Raw genomic sequence first — 17,303 nt, forward strand, 5'->3', positions numbered from 1 at the left:
ACAGTTGCATGGAAATGGGGGCGGCTAGATTGTAGAAGTGTCGCGTTTCATTGCGACACCCCCATCTGCCGGACCTCACGCGCCATGACCAACATCGCCGCCGCTCTCGACCAGATCCGCGCCATCGTCGGCCCGTCCGGCATCCTCACCGACGCCGCCGACATGGCACCCTACCTGTCGGAATGGCGCGGGCGCTTCAAGGGCAACAGCCCGGCGGTGGTCCGCCCGGCCAGCACCGAGGAAGTGGCGGCGGTCGTGAAGATCTGCGCCGACGCCGGCATTCCCATCGTCCCCCAGGGCGGCAACACCAGCCTCGTCGGCGGCTCGATCCCCTATGAGGAGGGGCGCGAGATCGTGCTGAGCCTGTCGCGCATGAACCGCATCCGCGACATCGACACGCTGAACTACACCATGACGGTGGAGGCCGGCGTGGTGCTGACCAGCATCCAGGAGGCCGCGGCCGATGCCGACCGCCTGTTCCCGCTCAGCCTGGGGGCGGAGGGCACGGCGCAGATCGGCGGCCTGATCTCCACCAATGCCGGCGGCATCAACGTCCTGCGCTACGGCAACACCCGCGACCTCGTGCTCGGGCTCGAGGTCGTGCTGGCCGACGGCCGCGTCTGGGACGGCATGCGCCGGCTGCGCAAGAACAACACCGGCTACGACCTGAAGAACCTGTTCATCGGTGCCGAGGGCACGCTGGGCATCGTCACCGCCGCGGTGCTGAAGCTGTTCCCGCGTCCGCGCCAGTCGATCACCGCCTTCGTCGCCGTGCCGAGCCCCGCCGCCGCCATCGAGCTGCTCGCCCGCCTGCGCGCCGCCTCCGGCGACGCGGTGTCGGCCTTCGAGCTGATGTCGCGCCGCTGCCTGGACTTCGCCCTGAAGCATGTCGCCGGCACCATCGACCCGCTGTCGGAACCGTCGCCCTGGTATGTCCTGACCGAGCTGACCGCCGGCACCAAGTCCGACGCCTTCCAGGAGACGGTGGAGACCGCGCTGGGCGAGGCGTTCGAGGCCGAACTGGCGACCGACGCCACGCTCGCCCAGTCCGACGCCCAGGCCAAGCAGCTGTGGTTCATCCGCGAAGCCATCGTCGAGGCGCAGAAGTTCGAGGGCGGCTCGATCAAGAACGACGTGTCGATCCCGGTTTCCCGCGTCGCCGAGTTCATCGAGCTGGCCGAGGCGGCGGTGGCCGTGGCCTGCCCCGGCATCCGTCCGACCCCCTTCGGCCATGTCGGCGACGGCAACATCCACTTCAACCTGAGCCAGCCCGAGGGCGCCGACACCAAGGCCTATCTCGACCGCTGGGACGAGATCTGCCACGTCGTGAACGAGGTGATCTTCAAGCTCGACGGCTCGATCTCCGCCGAGCATGGCGTCGGCCGCTTCAAGAAGGACGAGATGCCGGTCATCAAGGGGCCGGTGGAGTTCGACATGTTGCGCGCCATCAAGGCGACGCTCGATCCCAACGGCCTGCTGAACCCCGGCAAGATGCTGCCGTAAGGGCTTAGCGCGATATATTGTTGCGGGGGACAGGCTTGCGGCGAAAGACGTATGGCCGTGCTTGTCCCCGGCGCGACACAAGGCTATGGTGCGGCCTCCGATTGTTCTGCGCCTGTCGTACCGCGAGAGAGAGTTTTTCCGATGTCCAAGCCGCGCACTCTGTTCGACAAGATTTGGGACAGCCACGTCGTGCATCGCCAGGACGACGGCACCTGCATCCTCTACATCGACCGCCATCTGGTCCATGAAGTGACCAGCCCGCAGGCGTTCGAAGGACTGCGCGTCGCCGGCCGCAAGGTGCGGCGTCCGGAAGCCACTCTCGCCGTGCCCGACCACAACGTCCCCACCACCGACCGCTCCAAGGGCATCACCGAGGAGGAAAGCCGGATCCAGGTGGAGACGCTGGACAAGAACGCCCGCGACTTCGGCGTCCGCTATTTCCCGATGGACGACGTCCGCCAGGGCATCGTGCACATCGTCGGTCCGGAACAGGGCTTCACCCTGCCCGGCGCCACCATCGTCTGCGGCGACAGCCACACCGCCACGCATGGCGCCTTCGGCGCGCTGGCCTTCGGCATCGGCACGTCGGAGGTGGAGCATGTGCTGGCCACCCAGACCCTGCTGCAGAAGCCGGCCAAGAACATGCTGATCCGCGTGGACGGCAAGGTGAACCCGGGCGTCACCGCCAAGGACATCGTGCTGGCCATCATCGGCAAGATCGGCACCGCCGGCGGCACCGGCTACGTCATCGAATTCGCGGGCGAAGCCATCCGCGATCTGTCGATGGAAGGCCGCATGACCGTCTGCAACATGGCGATCGAAGGCGGCGCCCGCGCCGGCCTGATCGCCCCGGACGAGAAGACCTTCGAATACGTCAAGGGCCGCGCCCTGGCCCCCAAGGCCGGCGCCTGGGAACAGGCCGTCCAGTACTGGAAGACGCTGCCGTCGGACGAGGGTGCGGTCTATGACGCCACCGTCGTGCTGAACGCCGCCGACATCGTCCCGCAGGTCACCTGGGGCACCAGCCCGGAAGACGTGCTGCCGATCACCGCGACCGTGCCGAACCCGGCCGAGATCGCCGACGCCGGCAAGCGCGCCGCTGTCGAGCGCTCGCTCGCCTACATGGGCCTGACCCCCGGCCAGCCGCTGACCGAGGTGAAGGTGGACACCGTCTTCATCGGCTCCTGCACCAACGGCCGCATCGAAGACCTGCGCGCCGCCGCCGAGGTCGCCAAGGGCCGCAAGGTCGCCGAGGGCGTGCGCGCCCTGGTGGTTCCCGGCTCGGGTCTGGTCAAGGAGCAGGCCGAGGAAGAAGGTCTGGACAAGATCTTCACCGAAGCCGGCTTCGAGTGGCGCGAGCCGGGCTGCTCCATGTGCCTGGCGATGAACGCCGACCGTCTGGCCCCGGGCGAGCGTAGCGCGTCGACCTCGAACCGCAACTTCGAGGGCCGTCAGGGCCGCGGCGGCCGCACCCACCTTGTCAGCCCGGCGATGGCCGTGGCGGCGGCGGTGACCGGGCATCTGGCGGACGTTCGGGCGCTGTAAGGTCACGCAGTCACGTAAGTTGGACCCCCACCTTGATCCTCCCCCGCTGGGCGGGGGAGGAGACAAGTGCTTGAACGGGAGAGTGGCGGCAGTCCCTCCCCGCCCAGCGGGGAGGTTAGGTGGGGGCATCGCCGGCCGACACCGCCCCCTAATCCCCCTCCCCCGCGCCTGCCCCAACAGCCCCTGCGGCCGATAGATCAGGAACAGCGTCAGCAGTCCGAACGCCACGATATCCTTGTAGGCAAGGGCGAAGTACGCGGACCAAAAGGTCTCCACCAGCCCCAGCAGGGCACCGCCGAGCATCGCCCCCGGCACCGAGCCGATGCCGCCGACCACCGCCGCGGCCAGCGCCTTGAAGCCGATCAGGTAGCCGGTGAAGAAGTTCACCCCGCCGTAATAGAGCGCGATCACCGCACCCGCCGCCGCGGCCAGACCGCCGCCGATGGCGAAGGTCGCCGCCACCGTGCGGTTGACGTCCACCCCCACCAGTTCCGCAGCCGCGATGTCGTCGGTGCAGGCCCGGTGCGCCCGGCCGAAGGCGGTGCGCTGCATGATCCCCCACAACAGGGCGTAGAGCCCGCCGGTCAACGCCAGGATCGCCAGCTGCGCCGTCAGCGCGGTGACGGTGAAGGCGCCGTCGCTCAGCAGGTCGTGACGGCCGGTCAGCACCGGCGCCGGCCACCAGTCGCGGGCGCCGTGCAGAAGCCGCACCCCCTCCTGATAGGCGATGGATAGCCCCACCGCGACGATCAGCGGCGTGTGGCTGCGCACCCCGCGCAGGCGGCGGAAAACCAGCCGGTCCATCGTCCAGCCCTGCACCGCGGTGAAGCCAATCGCCAGCATCAGCACGCCCAGCAGGGCCGGTGGCCATGTCGCCCAACCGGCCATGCCAAGCCCGGCCGCCGCCATCGCCGTCAGCATGGCGCCGAGCATCGTCAGCTCCCCCATCGCCAGATTGATCTGGCCGAGGATGGCGTAAACCAGGGTATAGCCGAGCGCCAGCAGCCCATAAACACAGGCGACGGTGGCGGCGTTGACGATCTGCTGAGCCAGGAACAGGAGGGGCGTCCAGCGCGTCGGCTCCGCCCGCCGGGTATTCATCGCAACGCTGGGGGAATCGCGCGGCGGCTTGATGCGCAGCCATTGCTGCAGCATGGCGAAGCGCATGTCGGTCAGCCAGCCGGTGCGGTCGGTCGCCACCGACACCAGGGTGTGCCGCCCCTCTTCCATCGACGTGCCGGCGAAGCGGCAGGCGATCCAATGGCGCTGGTCGCCGCTGCGGTAGTCGATGCGCAGCACCCGCCGATCCTCGGCGTAGGTGCGGGTGGACAAGTCGGTGATGGAGCCGGGTTCGAAGGCCGGGATCAGCTTCCGGCACAGCATATCCTGGTCGGCATCGATGCCGCACCCGGTCAGCAGCAGCAGGACGAGGCACAACAGCGGCAGGATGCGAAGCACGGAACCGCCCGGTCAGGTGGGATGGTTCAGCCTACCGACAATTTGGGAGGGTGGGAAGGTGGGAGAGTGGCTGCGCGGGTGCCCCTCTCCCTGATACCCCTACCTCAAACCCAACCCTTACCAGCTCTTCGCACGGGCATGCGCCGGCTTGCCGTTGCCGTGGGCTTCACGGCGGGCATGGGCGTGGTCCGGACGAGAATCGCCGCGGTGGTTGTCGTTGCGGGCATAGTCCGGACGCGGGCCGCGCGGGGCGTGCGGGCCCTTGGACTCGCCGTTGCGGTGCCACGGCTTGCCGGCGCCGCCACCCGGACGGCCGTTGCGGCCGGCCGGACGGCCGGCACCGCCGGTGGTGAAGGGGCGCGTCGGCTCAAGGCCGGGCACCACATGCACCTCGAGCGTCGCCTTCGTGTAGCGCTCGATGCGGACCAGCGTCTCGCGGTCGGCGCGGGCGGCGAAGGAGATCGCGACGCCCGAGGCGCCGGCGCGGCCGGTACGGCCGATGCGGTGGACATAGTCCTCCGCCGAGCGCGGCAGGTCGAAGTTGATGACATGGGTGATGTCGCGCACGTCGATGCCGCGGGCCGCAACGTCGGTGGCGACCAGCAGGCGGACCTGACCGGTGCGCAGGCGCTGGAGCGTGCGGTTGCGCTTGGTCTGGTCCATGTCGCCGTGCAGGGCGGCGGCGGCATGGCCGGCGGCGCTCAGCTCCTCGGCCAGCGTGTCGGCATCACGCTTGGTGGCGGCGAAGATGATCGCCTTGCCGACCTCTTCCTGGGCAGCGAAATGCTGCAGCAGGCGACGCTTGTGGTCGAGGTCGTCGGCGTGGTGCAGGCGCTGCTCGACATTCACCGAGGTCGCCTGGCTCTCGACGGCCACGCGCTCCGGGTTGCGCAGCAGGTTGCCGGCCAGCTGCGCCATGCGGCGGTCCAGCGTGGCGGTGAACAGCATGGTCTGGCGCGTCGGCGGGCAGCACTTGGCGATGGTCTCGACATCGTCGAGGAAGCCCATGTCCAGCATGCGGTCGGCCTCGTCGAGGATCAGCACCTCGACCTCGTCCAGCGCGATGCGGCGGCGGGCGACATGGTCAAGCAGGCGGCCCGGGGTGCAGACGAGCACGTCGACCGGACGCGACAGCAGGCGCAGCTGCTCGCGGTAGGGCATGCCGCCGACCACGTCCACGATGTTCAGCTTCATGAACTTCGCGTATTTGCGGGCGGCATCGGTGACCTGCTTGGCCAGCTCGCGGGTCGGGGCCAGAACCAGCACGCGCGGGGTGGCGGCGCCGTTCAGCGGCAGCTCGGCGGTGCGGGTCAGTGCCGGCAGCATGAAGGCGGCCGTCTTGCCGGTGCCGGTCTCGGCGGTGGCGAGGATGTCGCGGCCCTGCAGCGCCGGCGGAATGGCGGCGAGCTGGACCGGGGTCGGGGTGGTGTATTCGAACGCCTCAAGGGCCTTCAGGACGAGCGGGTGCAGGCCGAGTTCGGAAAACGTCAAGTCGTAACAACCTTCTCAAAGCAACACGGCACGGCCCCGCGCGCCCCGATGGCGGGCGTGGGACATACCGGCGGACTCGCCGGGAGGAGGTCGATAGAGGGAGAGGCGTCTATCCGATGCAGCGGCCAGAGCGTCCCCAGAACACCGGGACGTTTGCCCCCTAGGGGGCTGCCGTTGCGCAATCACAGCGCGTCTCGCTCAAGAGACGCGCGAGCCTCCAGCGATCAAGACGCCCTACATAGGCTATTGCGCCGCACAAGACAAGGGGCATCGCCGAAGGAGCCCCGCGTGGGTCACTTGACGACCATGCGTTCGATGTAGATGTCGCGGATCAGGCCGGTTCCCGCCTCGCGGTTGACGGCGTCCCTGACGCGGGCCTTCAGGAAGTCGGCGGAACCGGTGCCGGTCAGGGTCTCGGTGCCCGCCTGGCTGACGGTCTGGAACAGCCGGTCGGCGATGCGGTCCTGATAGCGCAGGATGCGGTCGGCCTTCACCTTCGGCGCCAGCACCAGCGACACCTGCATCTCGACGGCACGCAGGCCGCCCAGCGGCACCTCAATCGCCGGCAACCGCGCGAGATCGGGCTTCGGCCCCATCCGGGCCTCGATCCGCCGCTGCTCCAGGATGCGATCCACCGCGATGCCGCCGCCATAGGCCAGCCCCGCCAGGGTCAGCAGCGCGATCAGGACGACGATCAGCAGACGGGTGGGATGCGCGGGTTCGGAAGGCGGCGCATGCTGCGGCGCCAGCGCATCCCGCAAATCCCCCGGTTCCCATGGATCCCGCCGCAGCGGATCGGGGGCGGTGTCGGGTACGGCGTTCCGTGCAGCGTTCGGTGCGTGGCCATGATCGCCCTCCTCCGGGCCGGACAGGGGCATGGAGAAGCGTAACGCCGCCGCGGTTAAGATTCGGTGGAGGGGGCGCGCCGCCATGGCGGCGGGCGCCCCCCGGAAGCCTCAGGCCGCGACGGGCACCCGGCCTTCCCGCGCGCGCATCAGCAGCCAGACCGCGGACACGCCCAGCAGCTTCGACGCGAGGCTGGCGGCCCAGACGGCGGGGTCCCAGATGTCCAGCATGCCGAAGAAGATGGCGGTGTCGACCGGCACCGACAGGGCGGCGCTGATCCACAGACGGTCGCGCAAGGGGCGGCGGGTGATGGTGAAGACCGCCCAGTCGATCATCTCCGACACCGCGAAGGCGACGACGCTGGCGGTGGCGACAAAGGGATCGGTCAGCAGATAGGACAGCACGGTGCCGCCCAGCATGGCGGCGAGCGCCCAGTGGCCGAAGCGCACCTGAACCATGTCGCGCAGGATGAAGATCAGCCCGGCCCAGCAGGACCAGACCAGATCCAGGTGCGGAAACAGGCTGAAGGCGAAGTTGATGGCAAGAATGCTGCCGATATAGGCGGCGAGCCAGAGCATGGCGATGATCCTCCGAGAGCGGACCCGCGGCAATACGGGCGCCGGTGACCGGAGCAGTCCCCGCGTGAATGCGAGCGCCCCGAAACCGCGTTAGCTAACAGAACATCGCCATGGTGGGAAGGTGCCGCGTGGCACCCCTCACACCGGCATTTATGCCACCGGCTTCGCCTCGCTCTTCAGCAGGGCGTAGGTGTAGCTGTCCACCAGCGCCTCCATCGAGGCTTCGATGATGTTGGTGGAGACGCCCAGCGTCGACCATTCGCTGCCGTCGGTCCGCGCGCTACGGATCAGCACGCGGGGCATGGCGCCGGTGCCGTCCTTGGCGGCGAGGATGCGGACGCGGTAGTCGGACAGGCTGACCTGGGCCAGCGCCGGATAGACCGGCTCCAGCGCCTTGCGCATGGCGACGTCCAGCGCGTGGACCGGGCCGTTGCCGTCCGCCACCTCCAGCCGGATGGCGTCGCCGACGCGCACGCGCACCACCGCCTCCGATTCCACCACCAGCTTGCCGACGGCGTTGTAGCGGCGTTCGTCGGTGACGTGGAAGCGCAGAAGCTCGAAGAAGCGCGGCACCTCGCCCAGTTCGCGCCGGACCAGCAGCTCGAAGCTGGCTTCCGCAGTGTCGTAGGCGTAGCCGTCGCTGTCGCGCTGCTTCACCAGATCGAGCAGACCGGCCAGCCGGTCGTCCTTCGCGTCCACCGCCATGCCGATGTCGCGTAGCCGCACGATCAGGTTGGAACGGCCGGCCTGGTCGGACATCACGATCTGGCGGCGGTTGCCGATGGCCTCGGGCGCCACATGCTCGTAGGAGGACGGGTCCTTCTCCACCGCCGAGACATGCAGCCCGCCCTTATGGGCGAAGGCGCTGGCGCCGACATAGGGCGCATGGCGGTTGGGCGCGCGGTTCAGACGGTCGTCGAAGGCGCGGCTCAGCTGGGTCAGGAGGTGCAGATCCTCGCGCCGGATGCCGGTCTCGTAGCCCAGCTTCAGCATCAGCGTCGGGATCAGCGAGACGAGGTTGGCGTTGCCGCAGCGCTCGCCCAGCCCGTTGATGGTGCCCTGGACCATGCGCGCGCCGGCCCGCACCGCCGCCAGCGAGTTGGCGACGGCATTCTCGGTGTCGTTGTGGCAATGGATGCCCAGCCGGTCGCCGGGGATGCCGTGCGTCTCCACCACCTCGCGCACGATGGCGTCGATCTCGTGCGGCAGGGTGCCGCCGTTGGTGTCGCACAGCACGATCCAGCGCGCGCCGGCCTCGTACGCCGCCTTGATGCAGGAGATCGCATAGGCCGGGTTGCGCTTGTAGCCGTCGAAGAAATGCTCTGCATCGAACAGCGCCTCGCCCTTGGCGGCGTGCAGCGCGGCGATGCTGTCGCGGATCAGGTCGAGGTTCTCCTCGCGCGGGATGTTCAGCGCGATGTCGACATGGAAGTCCCAGGTCTTGCCGACCATGCAGACCGCCTTGGCGCGCGACTGCGCCAGCGCCGTCAGCTGCGGATCGTTGGCGGCGCTGCGGCCGGGGCGGCGGGTCATGCCGAAAGCGGTGAAGGTGGCGCGGGTCAGCTCCGGCGCCTCGGCGAAGAACTGGTCGTCGGTCGGGTTGGCGCCTGGCCAGCCGCCCTCGACATAGTCGATGCCGAGCCGGTCGAGGTCCTTGGCGATGGCGATCTTGTCGGCGACCGAGAAATCCACGTCCTGGGTCTGCGCCCCGTCGCGCAGCGTGGTGTCGTAAAGATAGATGCGTTCGCCCGTCATCGCCGCCTGACCCGTCTTAAGCCGATGGAACGGCGGAAGGTCCGCCGCCCCGTGGAAAGCCGGGAGAATGGACGATGCGGCGCCCGCGCTCAACCGTTTTGAGAAGAAACTTGCGGAAAGCAGGCCTTTGCCGCAACGGACGGGAATACGCGACGATGCGCACAGGCGGACGAACGGGGGAGGCGAGCGGGGATGATGCCCCGCCCGCTCCCGACCGGATCAGCGCGCGAACAGACGGTAGAGCGCGGAGTGGTCCAGCGCGCCGTCGCCCTGCTCGACCAGCAGTTCGAACAGTTCCAGCGACAGGCCCAGCGTCGGCAGCTCGATGCCGGATTGCTGGGCAAGCTCCTCCGCCTGGCGCAGGTCCTTGACCTGGGTGGTGACGCGGCCGCCCGGCGTGAAGTCGCCGCTGACCATGCGGCCGCCATGCAGGTCGAGGATGCGGGATTCGGCGAAGCCGCCGCGGATGGCGTCCCGCACCTTCGCCGGATCGGCGCCGGCCGCGCGCGCCAGCGCCAGCGCCTCCGCCACCGCGCCGATGGTCAGCGCGACGATGACCTGGTTGGCGGACTTGGCGATCTGGCCGGCGCCGCTGGCCCCGACATGGGTGATGCGGCGGCCCATCGCCTGCAGCACCGGCAGGGCGCGGGCAAAGGCGGCGTCGGAACCGCCGGCCATGATGGTCAGGGTCGCGGCCTCCGCCGCCACCGTTCCGCCGGAAACCGGGGCGTCGAGCCAGTCGGCGCCGGCCGCGGCGGCCCGCTCGGCGAGCGCCCGGGTGGCGGCGACCGCGGTGGTGCCCATGTCGATCACCAGATGGCCGGGGCGCAGGACCGGCAGCAGCGCCTCGGCCACCGTTTCCACCGCCGCCGTGTCGGTCAGCATCAGGATGATCGTCCCGGCCTGTCCGGCGACTGCGGCGGGTCCGGTGGCGGCGATCATGCCCTCCGCCGCCAGTTCGGCGACCGGGCCGGGGCTGCGGCTGGTCACCACCGGCTCCGCACCGGCACGGGCCAGGGCGCGGGCCATCGGCTTGCCCATCAGGCCGAGCCCGATGAAGCCGATGCGCTGGCCGGAAAGGTCGGGGCGGGTGGTCTCTTCGCTCATGTCCAGGCTTTCGGTAGAGTCCGGGCGTTCAGAGAACGGCCGGAGAAATCACAGGCGCATATGGCGGGCGCGGGCGCCGCGTTCGATGGCGGCGGCGCACAGCCGGTCCACCCCCAGCCGGTGGCGGATCAATTCCAGCATGCGCAGTTCCTCCTGCGAGGCCTTGGGATCGGCGGCGGCAATGTCGCAGGCGACCGCATAGGCGGTCTCGCGCAGCTTGGCGGGCAGCGCCTGCTCCACGATGGTCAGCACCGTGTCCAGCCCGTCATTGTCGGCCAGCATGGCGGTGCATTCGCGGGTGGCGGCCATCACCTGATCGCCGCTGAAATCCTTGAAGATCGGCAGGTAGCGCACGTTCTCGCCGATGGCCTCCAGTTCCGCGTCGGTCATGTCGCCGTCGCAGGCGGATACCAGGACCATGACGTAAATGAGGGCGCTGTGGTGGTCGATCATGGCGTCTGTCGGCTTTCTCATGAGGCGGTCTCCCTCGGGGAGCGATCGCGTGTACGGGCGGCAATCTCGAACGCCGCATCGGCGGCGTCAAGGGTGCCATGCTCGCGGCGGAGGGGTCGGTCGCTCGACGCGACGGTTTGCTCCCCCTATTGTCGCGCACCATGAACGTCGTCCTCAATGTCGCTTTTCCCGTATTCGCCATCATCCTGGCCGGCTTCCTGTCCGGAAAGTCGAAGCTGCTGGGTGCGGCGTCGTCGGAGGCGCTCAACAAGTTCGTCTATTGGATGGCGCTGCCGCCGGTGCTGTTCCTGGGCACGGCGCGGCGGTCGATCCCCGAGATCTTCAACGGCCCCTTCATCGGCGCCTTCCTGGGATCGATGCTGCTGGTCTATGCGCTGGGGGCGGTCATCGGCCGGCTTCTGCGGCGGGAGCGCACGCAGATCCAGTGCATGCAGGGGCTGAACGCCGCCTTCTCCAACACCGGTTACATGGGCATCCCGCTGTTCCTGGCCGCCTTCGGTCCGGACCATCTGGCCCCCACCATCCTGGCGACCGTCATCATGAGCGCCATCATGGTCGGCATCGCCGTGGTCTGGATGGAGTTCGCCAACAGCCACGGCAACGGGGTGGGCAAGGCGCTGCGCGACGTCGGGCGGGCACTGGCGAAGAACCCGCTGATCCTGTCCACTGCCGCCGGCCTCGCCTGGTCGGCGCTGCTGCCCGGTGTGGCGGTGCCGAAGCCGATCGCCACCTTCTGCGAACTGATGGGGGCTCCCGCCGGCCCCTGCGCCCTGTTCGCCATCGGCCTGTTCCTGGCGTCCCAGCGGCTGACCGCGGGGCTGGCGGAAGCCGGGTGGATCAGCGCGCTGAAGCTGCTGGTGCATCCGGCGCTGGCCTGGGTGCTGACGCAGACGCTGTTCCCGATGGACCCGTTCTGGACCGGCAGCGCCGTTATCCTGGCGGCATTGCCGACCGGCGCCCTGACCTTCGTGGTGGCGACCCAGTACCAGACCTACGTGGAGCGGACATCCTCGGCCATCCTGGTCTCCACGGTGCTCAGCGTGGTGACGCTGTCGGCCCTGCTGGCGGTGTACGCCCCGCTGGATGACGCGGCGCAAGGAAATGATCGGCGGGGATAAGGATATTAGGAAGACGCCGCTCAACATCTCCGCTGCCGTTTTCTGAAGAATGCGCTTCGTACCCCCGTCCGAACCAGTCGCCGCGAAAATCCGGCACGGCCGGCCTTTACCGCATCCAATAATGCGAAATGTAACGTTTCCATGAAACTCTTGCTCCGCCGCGTGGCGATGGCGAGAATGCATATTGGAGAATGCAGGGCACGCGTACGGAGAACAACGAGCGGAATTGAGGCAGGCGCCGGAGCCGGCAGCCGCGCGTCAGTCCGGATGGAATGGAGCGGAAGCGATGCGGTACGCCATCAACCGTCGATTCCCCGAAGCGGCCGCGGGTCCGCCGACGATCCGCGGCCGCCAACCCGCCATGCCGCCCCCGACCCGCATGGAGCCGGCGCATGTCTGACGGGGGCGCGACGGACCGGGCCGTGACGCTCCGCCCGGACGAGGATGGAATCCCGCCGTCCGGGCGGCAGCTTTCCATTCCTTGGGCGGGCCGTGGCGGGATCGCCGTAAGCCTTCTGCTGCGGATCCTGCTGTTCAGCACGCTCGTCACCCTGATCTCCACCGCGCTCCAGCTCTATTTCGATTTCCGCCGGGAGGTGCGCGGGATCGAGCACCGGTTCGACGAGATACGGCTCAGCACCGTTCCCAGCATGAGCAACAGCCTGTGGGTGGTCGACCACGACCAGCTGCGCCTGCTGCTCAACGGCATCGTCCGCCTGCCGGACATGCGGATGGCGGAGGTGAGGGAGCACAGCGCGATCGCGAAGAACCCCCTGGTGCTGACGGCGGGCACGCCGCAGAAACGGCCCGGCCTCCATGCGGAAATACCGCTGGTCCGTATGGCGGAGGGCAAGATCCTGACGCTGGGGACGCTGCGGGTGGAAGCGACGCTGGACGACGTGTATCACCGGCTGCTGACGACGGCGGAGGTGATCCTGGTCAGCCAGGGCATCAAGACCTTCCTGGTGTCCGGATTCATCCTGTTCATCTGCCACCGGCTGGTGACGCGCCACCTGATCTCCATCGCGGCCAACCTGCGCCGGCATGACCGCCGGTCCTCGCCGCCGCTCCTCACCCTGGACCGGCCGAAGCGGAAGCGTCCCGACGAGTTGGACCAGCTGATCCGGTCTTTCAACGATATGGCCGGCGACCTCTACGCCGCCAACTGCGAGCTGGCCGGGGCGAACGCCGCACTGGAGAACGACATCGCCCTGCGCCGCAGCTATGAGGAGCAGCTGTACCGGCAGGCGCATTTCGACGAGCTGACCGGGCTGGCCAACCGCCTGCTGACCCGCGACCGGCTGGAACAGGCGATCCTGAACTCCCGGCGCAACCAGCTGCCGTCGGCGCTTCTGTTCATCGACCTCGACAACTTCAAGAACGTCAACGACACGCTGGGCCACGAGGCGGGCGACACGCTGCTGCGGGAGGCGGCGAACCGCCTGTCCGCGTCGATCCGGCAGGGCGACACGCTGGCCCGCATGGGCGGCGACGAGTTCCTGATCGTGCTGCCCTGCATCTCCGGCAACGTCGCGGCACGCGGCGTGGCGGAACGGGTGCTGGAAGCCTTCGCCCCGCCCTTCCGGATCTGCGGCCACGATCATTTTGTGACGGCCAGCATCGGCATCGCGCTCTACCCGTCGGACGGCACCGACGCGCCGGAGTTGCTGCGCAACGCCGACCTCGCCCTTTACCGGGCGAAGGAGCGCGGGCGGAACCGCTACGAGTTCTTCACCGCCGAGATCAACGAGCGGGTCCAGCGGCGGATCACGCTGGAAAGCCGCCTGCGGCTGGCCGTCCTGCAGTCGGAGTTCGTGCTCCACTACCAGCCGATCGTCGAGGCGGAGGGCCGGCGGCCCGTCGCCCTGGAGGCGCTCCTGCGCTGGCGCCAGCCGGACGGCACGCTGGAGGCGCCGGGGCACTTCATCTGCGTGGCGGAGGAGGTCGGGCTGATCGGCGAGATCGGCGCCTGGGTGATCGAGACCGCGGTCCGCGAGACGGCGAGCCTGTTCGGCAGGGAGGCGTCGGCGCCGCGGGTCGCCGTCAACGTCTCGCCCCGGCAGCTGCGCGACCCGTCCTTCGTCCTCCGCGTGATGGAGGCGCTCGCCTCCCATGGCCTGCCGCCGGGCCGCCTGGAGCTGGAGATCACCGAAGGCGTCCTGATGGACGAGGCGCCGGAGGTGACCGACGCGCTGCACCGGCTGTGCGGCCATGGCGTCCGCCTGTCGATCGACGATTTCGGCACCGGCTATTCCAGCCTGAGCTATCTGCAGCGCTATCCCTTCGACATGCTGAAGATCGATCGCTGCTTCGTCTCCAACGCCACCGACGGGGCGGCGGCGGCCCGGCTGGTGGAGACCATCATCATGATGGCTCATAGCCTCGGCCTGGAAACCATCGCCGAGGGGGTGGAGACGGAGGAGCAGTATCGCTTCCTGCAGGCGAAGGGCTGCGACCAGATGCAGGGCTATCTGCTGGGCCGCCCGGCCCCGCTTGCCGAGATCGCGGCACGTTTTTCCGCCGAAGCCGCACCGGCGCCGAAGCTGCTGGAGACGGTCGGCGGAGGCGGCCCGGATACCTCGGCAGGCTGACCCTTCACCAGCCCCGCAGGAACTCCGCCGTCTCCTCCACCGCCTGCTTCAGCCCAACCCGGCGCATCTCCACCCCCTCTGGGAAGGCGCCGGCCAGCCGACTGGGCATCATCGGGTCGAGCAGGACGAAGACGCCGGTGTCGTCGGCGCGGCGGACCAGACGGCCGAAGGCCTGCTTCAACCGAAGTCGCGTAATCATGTCCTCGTAGCGCCGGCGGCCGAAGGCGTCGCGCCGCGCGCGGTGCAGGATGTCGGGACGGGGCCAGGGCACACGGTCGAAGACGATGAGCCGCAGCGAGCGGCCCGGCACGTCCACCCCGTCGCGGACCGCGTCGGTGCCCAGCAGGCAGGCATGCTCCTCGTTGCGGAAGATGTCGATCAGGGTGGACACGTCGAGCGGATCGACATGCTGGGCATAGAGCGGGATGCCCACCTGATCCAGCGGCTCAGCGATGCGGTCGCGCACGGCGCGCAGGCGGCTGATCGCGGTGAACAGGCCGAGCCCGCCCCCGCCCGCCGCCAGGAACAGCGATTTGTAGGCGGCCGACACCTGTCCCAGATCGTCCTTGCGCACGTCGTTGACCACGAAGACGCGGGTGCGGTTCGGATAGTCGAAGGGCGACGGGACTTGCGCCCGGATCGCCGGGGCCGGCAAGTGGGTGGCGCCGCAACGGTCCTCCGCCGCGCGCCAGTCCTGCCCGATATCGCCGGTGCCGTCGGTCAGCGTGGCGGAGGTCACCACCAGCCCATGGGCGGGACCGGCCAGCGCCTCGGCGAAGGGAACGGTCGGATCGACCCAATGGCGGTACAGCCCGACATCGACGTCGCGCCCGTCGATCCGCTCCACCGCGAACCAGTCGACAAAGTGCGACGGCGTTTCGGTCGGCAGGGTGCGCAGCATGGCGCGCCACGCCTCCACCGTCAGGGTGCCGCGGCGGTGCAGGCTGCGCGACAGCGCGTCGATGCGGCGGCGCTGGTCGGAATCCAGTTCTGCGCTCTCGTCCTCAAGCCGTTGCGCCAGCCGGCGGGCCAGCGCCTCCACCGGTTCGGACAGGCGGACCAGCGCCTGTTCCAGCTCCGCCGCCGCCTCCAGCAGCCCGTCCACCGGATAGGCCTTGTCGGCCTCCAGGCTGTAGGGACCGCCCTGCCCGGCGGTGCGGGCATAGACCTGCTGGCGCGCCAGCAGCAGAAAGCGCTCGGTAGGCCCCTGCGGGTTGTCGGCGGCCAGACGCGCCGACCAGCCGTCGCCCGGCAGGACGCGGGCGCCCATCAGGATGTCGTCGAGGTGGCGCAGCGCCTCCTCGTCATTGGCGACGATGTCCTCCAGCCGGCGCTTCAGGCCGCGGGCGCGGCTGCGCCCGGTCTCCTCGGCGCCCAGCAGCCAGCGCCGCAGCTCCTGCGTCTCCCGTCCGGTCAGGTGGCCGGCGAAGGCGCTGTCGGCGGCGTCGAAGACATGGTGCCCCTCGTCGAAGACATAGCGGCTGGGCAGCGTCGGCTCCTCTCCGCCGCCGAGTGCCGCCTGCACCATCACCAGCGCGTGGTTGGCGATGACGATGTCGGCCCGGCGGGCGCGGCGTATGCTCTTCTCGACGTAGCAGCGGGCGTAATGGTCGCAGGCGGAATAGATGCACTCGCCGCGGCGGTCGGCCAGCCCCATGGTCGGTCCGCGCCCGGCGATGTCGACCAGCCAGCCGGGGAAGTCGCCGCCGGTCATGTCGCCGTCGCGCGTCGCCGCCGCCCAGCGCGCCATCAGCCCGACGCCGATGGCGTTGTGCGGCTGGAAGGGCATGGCGCGCACCGCCTCTTCCAGGTTCAGCAGGCACAGGTAGTTCTCGCGCCCCTTGCGCAGCACCACCTTGCGCGCCTTGGTCGCCGGGTCGGCATAGAGCCGGTCCAGCTCCGCATCGATCTGGTGCTGAAGGTTGCGGGTGTAGGTGGAAATCCAGACCGTCCCGCCATTCTTCTCCGCCCACACCGTGGCCGGCGCCAGATAGCCGAGAGTCTTGCCGACGCCGGTCCCGGCCTCCGCCAGCACGACGTTCGGGGTGTCGGGCAGCTGGCGCGGCGCGAAGGCGGCGGACACCGCGCTGGAATAGTCGGCCTGCTGCGGCCGCGGCTCCGCCACCTTGCCCAGCACGTTGGCCGACAGCATGGCGGCGAGGCGGCGGCGCGCCTCCTCCGGGTCCACCGGGTTCTGGGCGGGCGGCGGCGGGGAGCCCCCTCCTCCCACTCCTTGATGCGGGTCCAGACGCGCAGGCCCGACCGGGCGGCCCCCTTCTCTGGCCCGTCCGGCTTGCCGAGTGCGGCCAGCACCGCAGGCGCCCAGGGCCAGCCGGCGCGCCCCATCTCCCAGGCAAAGGCGACAGGGTCGGACGACTCCTCGCGCCCCGCGGCTCCCAGATCGCCCAGCAGGCGGCGCACCGCGCGCTGCAGGGCCAGCGCCTCCGCCTCGTGGCCGTCGGGAGTGGGGAGGTCGAGCGCCTCGGCGATGCCGCGCGGGGTGGGGACGCAGAAGCGGGCGGGATGGACAAAGGCGAACAGCTCCAGCACGTCGAAGGCGGGGAAGCCGTCGATCCCCAGCCGGCGGGCGAAGGCGCGGGCATGGCAGACCAGCGGCGGCTGGCGGCGCACCTTCGAGGCGGCGGCGGCCAGCGACAGCTCCTCCACCTCGCCGTCGAGAGTCAGCGACACGACGCGGCGCGCGCCAGCCACCATGGCGGGCGCGTCGTCAAGGCTGTGGATCGGAGTGGGGTCGGCGGTCAGGTCCATCGGCGGCACTATATGGCGGCGACGCACCCCAAAGCGAGCGCCGCATGTTGACGGACCGCCGCTTCACC

Annotated in this window: 12 protein-coding genes and 2 pseudogenes; 6 read left to right on the plus strand and 8 right to left on the minus strand. The window is 69.6% G+C overall.

Annotated elements, in window-relative coordinates:
* Nucleotides 1–84: 84 nt before the first annotated feature.
* Together AB8P05_RS06730 and leuC are read left to right on the plus strand one after the other, a co-directional pair.
* A complete protein-coding gene (locus tag AB8P05_RS06730) occupies nt 85–1,503 on the plus strand; it encodes an FAD-binding oxidoreductase (protein ID WP_472759275.1) in 1,419 nt (472 codons plus the stop codon).
* A 141-nt stretch (nt 1,504–1,644) separates the two neighbouring features.
* Nucleotides 1,645–3,048 (plus strand): 3-isopropylmalate dehydratase large subunit, encoded by a 1,404-nt coding sequence (gene leuC / locus AB8P05_RS06735; protein ID WP_085090145.1) that lies wholly within the window; start codon nt 1,645–1,647, stop codon nt 3,046–3,048.
* Nucleotides 3,049–3,309: 261 nt separating this feature from the next.
* On the opposite strand, the pseudogene AB8P05_RS06740 reads toward leuC, so the two are convergent.
* Nucleotides 3,310–4,215: pseudogene (locus AB8P05_RS06740) on the minus strand (branched-chain amino acid ABC transporter permease); the annotation flags it as partial.
* Between AB8P05_RS06740 and AB8P05_RS06745 the strand changes: the two are divergent.
* The gene (locus AB8P05_RS06745) at nt 4,178–4,333 is read left to right on the plus strand and encodes a hypothetical protein (protein WP_472759276.1); all 156 of its coding nucleotides are present in this window, start codon (nt 4,178–4,180) and stop codon (nt 4,331–4,333) included. The pseudogene AB8P05_RS06740 and the gene AB8P05_RS06745 sit on opposite strands and share 38 nt — an antisense overlap.
* Nucleotides 4,334–4,623: 290 nt before the next feature.
* Here the strand turns inward: AB8P05_RS06745 and AB8P05_RS06750 are convergent, their stop codons facing one another.
* The 6 genes from AB8P05_RS06750 to AB8P05_RS06775 form a co-directional block, all read right to left on the minus strand.
* Nucleotides 4,624–5,997, minus strand: coding sequence for a DEAD/DEAH box helicase (locus AB8P05_RS06750; protein ID WP_455172465.1), 1,374 nt, complete (start codon nt 5,995–5,997; stop codon nt 4,624–4,626).
* A 293-nt stretch (nt 5,998–6,290) separates the two neighbouring features.
* On the minus strand, nt 6,291–6,758 hold the full coding sequence (locus tag AB8P05_RS06755; RefSeq protein ID WP_472759277.1) for a flagellar basal body-associated FliL family protein: 468 nt from the start codon (nt 6,756–6,758) through the stop codon (nt 6,291–6,293).
* A 195-nt stretch (nt 6,759–6,953) separates the two neighbouring features.
* Nucleotides 6,954–7,421: a preQ0 transporter gene (locus AB8P05_RS06760; RefSeq protein WP_472759278.1), complete on the minus strand. Its 468-nt coding sequence runs from the start codon at nt 7,419–7,421 to the stop codon at nt 6,954–6,956.
* Nucleotides 7,422–7,571: 150 nt separating this feature from the next.
* Nucleotides 7,572–9,176: a citramalate synthase gene (gene cimA, locus AB8P05_RS06765; protein WP_472759279.1), complete on the minus strand. Its 1,605-nt coding sequence runs from the start codon at nt 9,174–9,176 to the stop codon at nt 7,572–7,574.
* 219 nt (nt 9,177–9,395) lie between these two features.
* Nucleotides 9,396–10,283, minus strand: coding sequence for an NAD(P)-dependent oxidoreductase (locus tag AB8P05_RS06770; RefSeq protein ID WP_472759280.1), 888 nt, complete (start codon nt 10,281–10,283; stop codon nt 9,396–9,398).
* A gap of 48 nt (nt 10,284–10,331) precedes the next feature.
* Nucleotides 10,332–10,757 (minus strand): tellurite resistance TerB family protein, encoded by a 426-nt coding sequence (locus AB8P05_RS06775; protein ID WP_455172470.1) that lies wholly within the window; start codon nt 10,755–10,757, stop codon nt 10,332–10,334.
* 140 nt (nt 10,758–10,897) lie between these two features.
* Between AB8P05_RS06775 and AB8P05_RS06780 the strand changes: the two genes are divergently transcribed.
* Both AB8P05_RS06780 and AB8P05_RS06785 read left to right on the plus strand, forming a co-directional pair.
* Nucleotides 10,898–11,875, plus strand: a complete 978-nt coding sequence (locus AB8P05_RS06780) for an AEC family transporter (protein ID WP_472759281.1) — start codon at nt 10,898–10,900, stop codon at nt 11,873–11,875.
* A 392-nt stretch (nt 11,876–12,267) separates the two neighbouring features.
* Nucleotides 12,268–14,466: a putative bifunctional diguanylate cyclase/phosphodiesterase gene (locus tag AB8P05_RS06785; protein ID WP_472759282.1), complete on the plus strand. Its 2,199-nt coding sequence runs from the start codon at nt 12,268–12,270 to the stop codon at nt 14,464–14,466.
* Nucleotides 14,467–14,470: 4 nt separating this feature from the next.
* Here AB8P05_RS06785 and AB8P05_RS06790 read toward each other — a convergent pair.
* Nucleotides 14,471–17,097, minus strand: a pseudogene (locus AB8P05_RS06790) (ATP-dependent DNA helicase).
* Between AB8P05_RS06790 and AB8P05_RS06795 the strand changes: the two are divergent.
* On the plus strand, nt 16,990–17,286 hold the full coding sequence (locus AB8P05_RS06795; protein WP_472759362.1) for a hypothetical protein: 297 nt from the start codon (nt 16,990–16,992) through the stop codon (nt 17,284–17,286). The pseudogene AB8P05_RS06790 and the gene AB8P05_RS06795 overlap by 108 nt on opposite strands.
* Nucleotides 17,287–17,303: the final 17 nt, after the last annotated feature.

It is taken from the genome of Azospirillum sp. VT-I1 (assembly GCF_055698305.1).

Coding starts and splice junctions, on each gene's coding strand:
- AB8P05_RS06730 (WP_472759275.1), top strand. CDS start 85: ATGACCAACATCGCCGCCGCTCTCGACCAGATCCGCGCCATCGTCGGC.
- leuC (WP_085090145.1), top strand. CDS start 1,645: ATGTCCAAGCCGCGCACTCTGTTCGACAAGATTTGGGACAGCCACGTC.
- AB8P05_RS06760 (WP_472759278.1), bottom strand. CDS start 7,421: ATGCTCTGGCTCGCCGCCTATATCGGCAGCATTCTTGCCATCAACTTC.
- cimA (WP_472759279.1), bottom strand. CDS start 9,176: ATGACGGGCGAACGCATCTATCTTTACGACACCACGCTGCGCGACGGG.
- AB8P05_RS06770 (WP_472759280.1), bottom strand. CDS start 10,283: ATGAGCGAAGAGACCACCCGCCCCGACCTTTCCGGCCAGCGCATCGGC.
- AB8P05_RS06775 (WP_455172470.1), bottom strand. CDS start 10,757: ATGAGAAAGCCGACAGACGCCATGATCGACCACCACAGCGCCCTCATT.
- AB8P05_RS06780 (WP_472759281.1), top strand. CDS start 10,898: ATGAACGTCGTCCTCAATGTCGCTTTTCCCGTATTCGCCATCATCCTG.
- AB8P05_RS06785 (WP_472759282.1), top strand. CDS start 12,268: ATGTCTGACGGGGGCGCGACGGACCGGGCCGTGACGCTCCGCCCGGAC.
- AB8P05_RS06795 (WP_472759362.1), top strand. CDS start 16,990: ATGGACAAAGGCGAACAGCTCCAGCACGTCGAAGGCGGGGAAGCCGTC.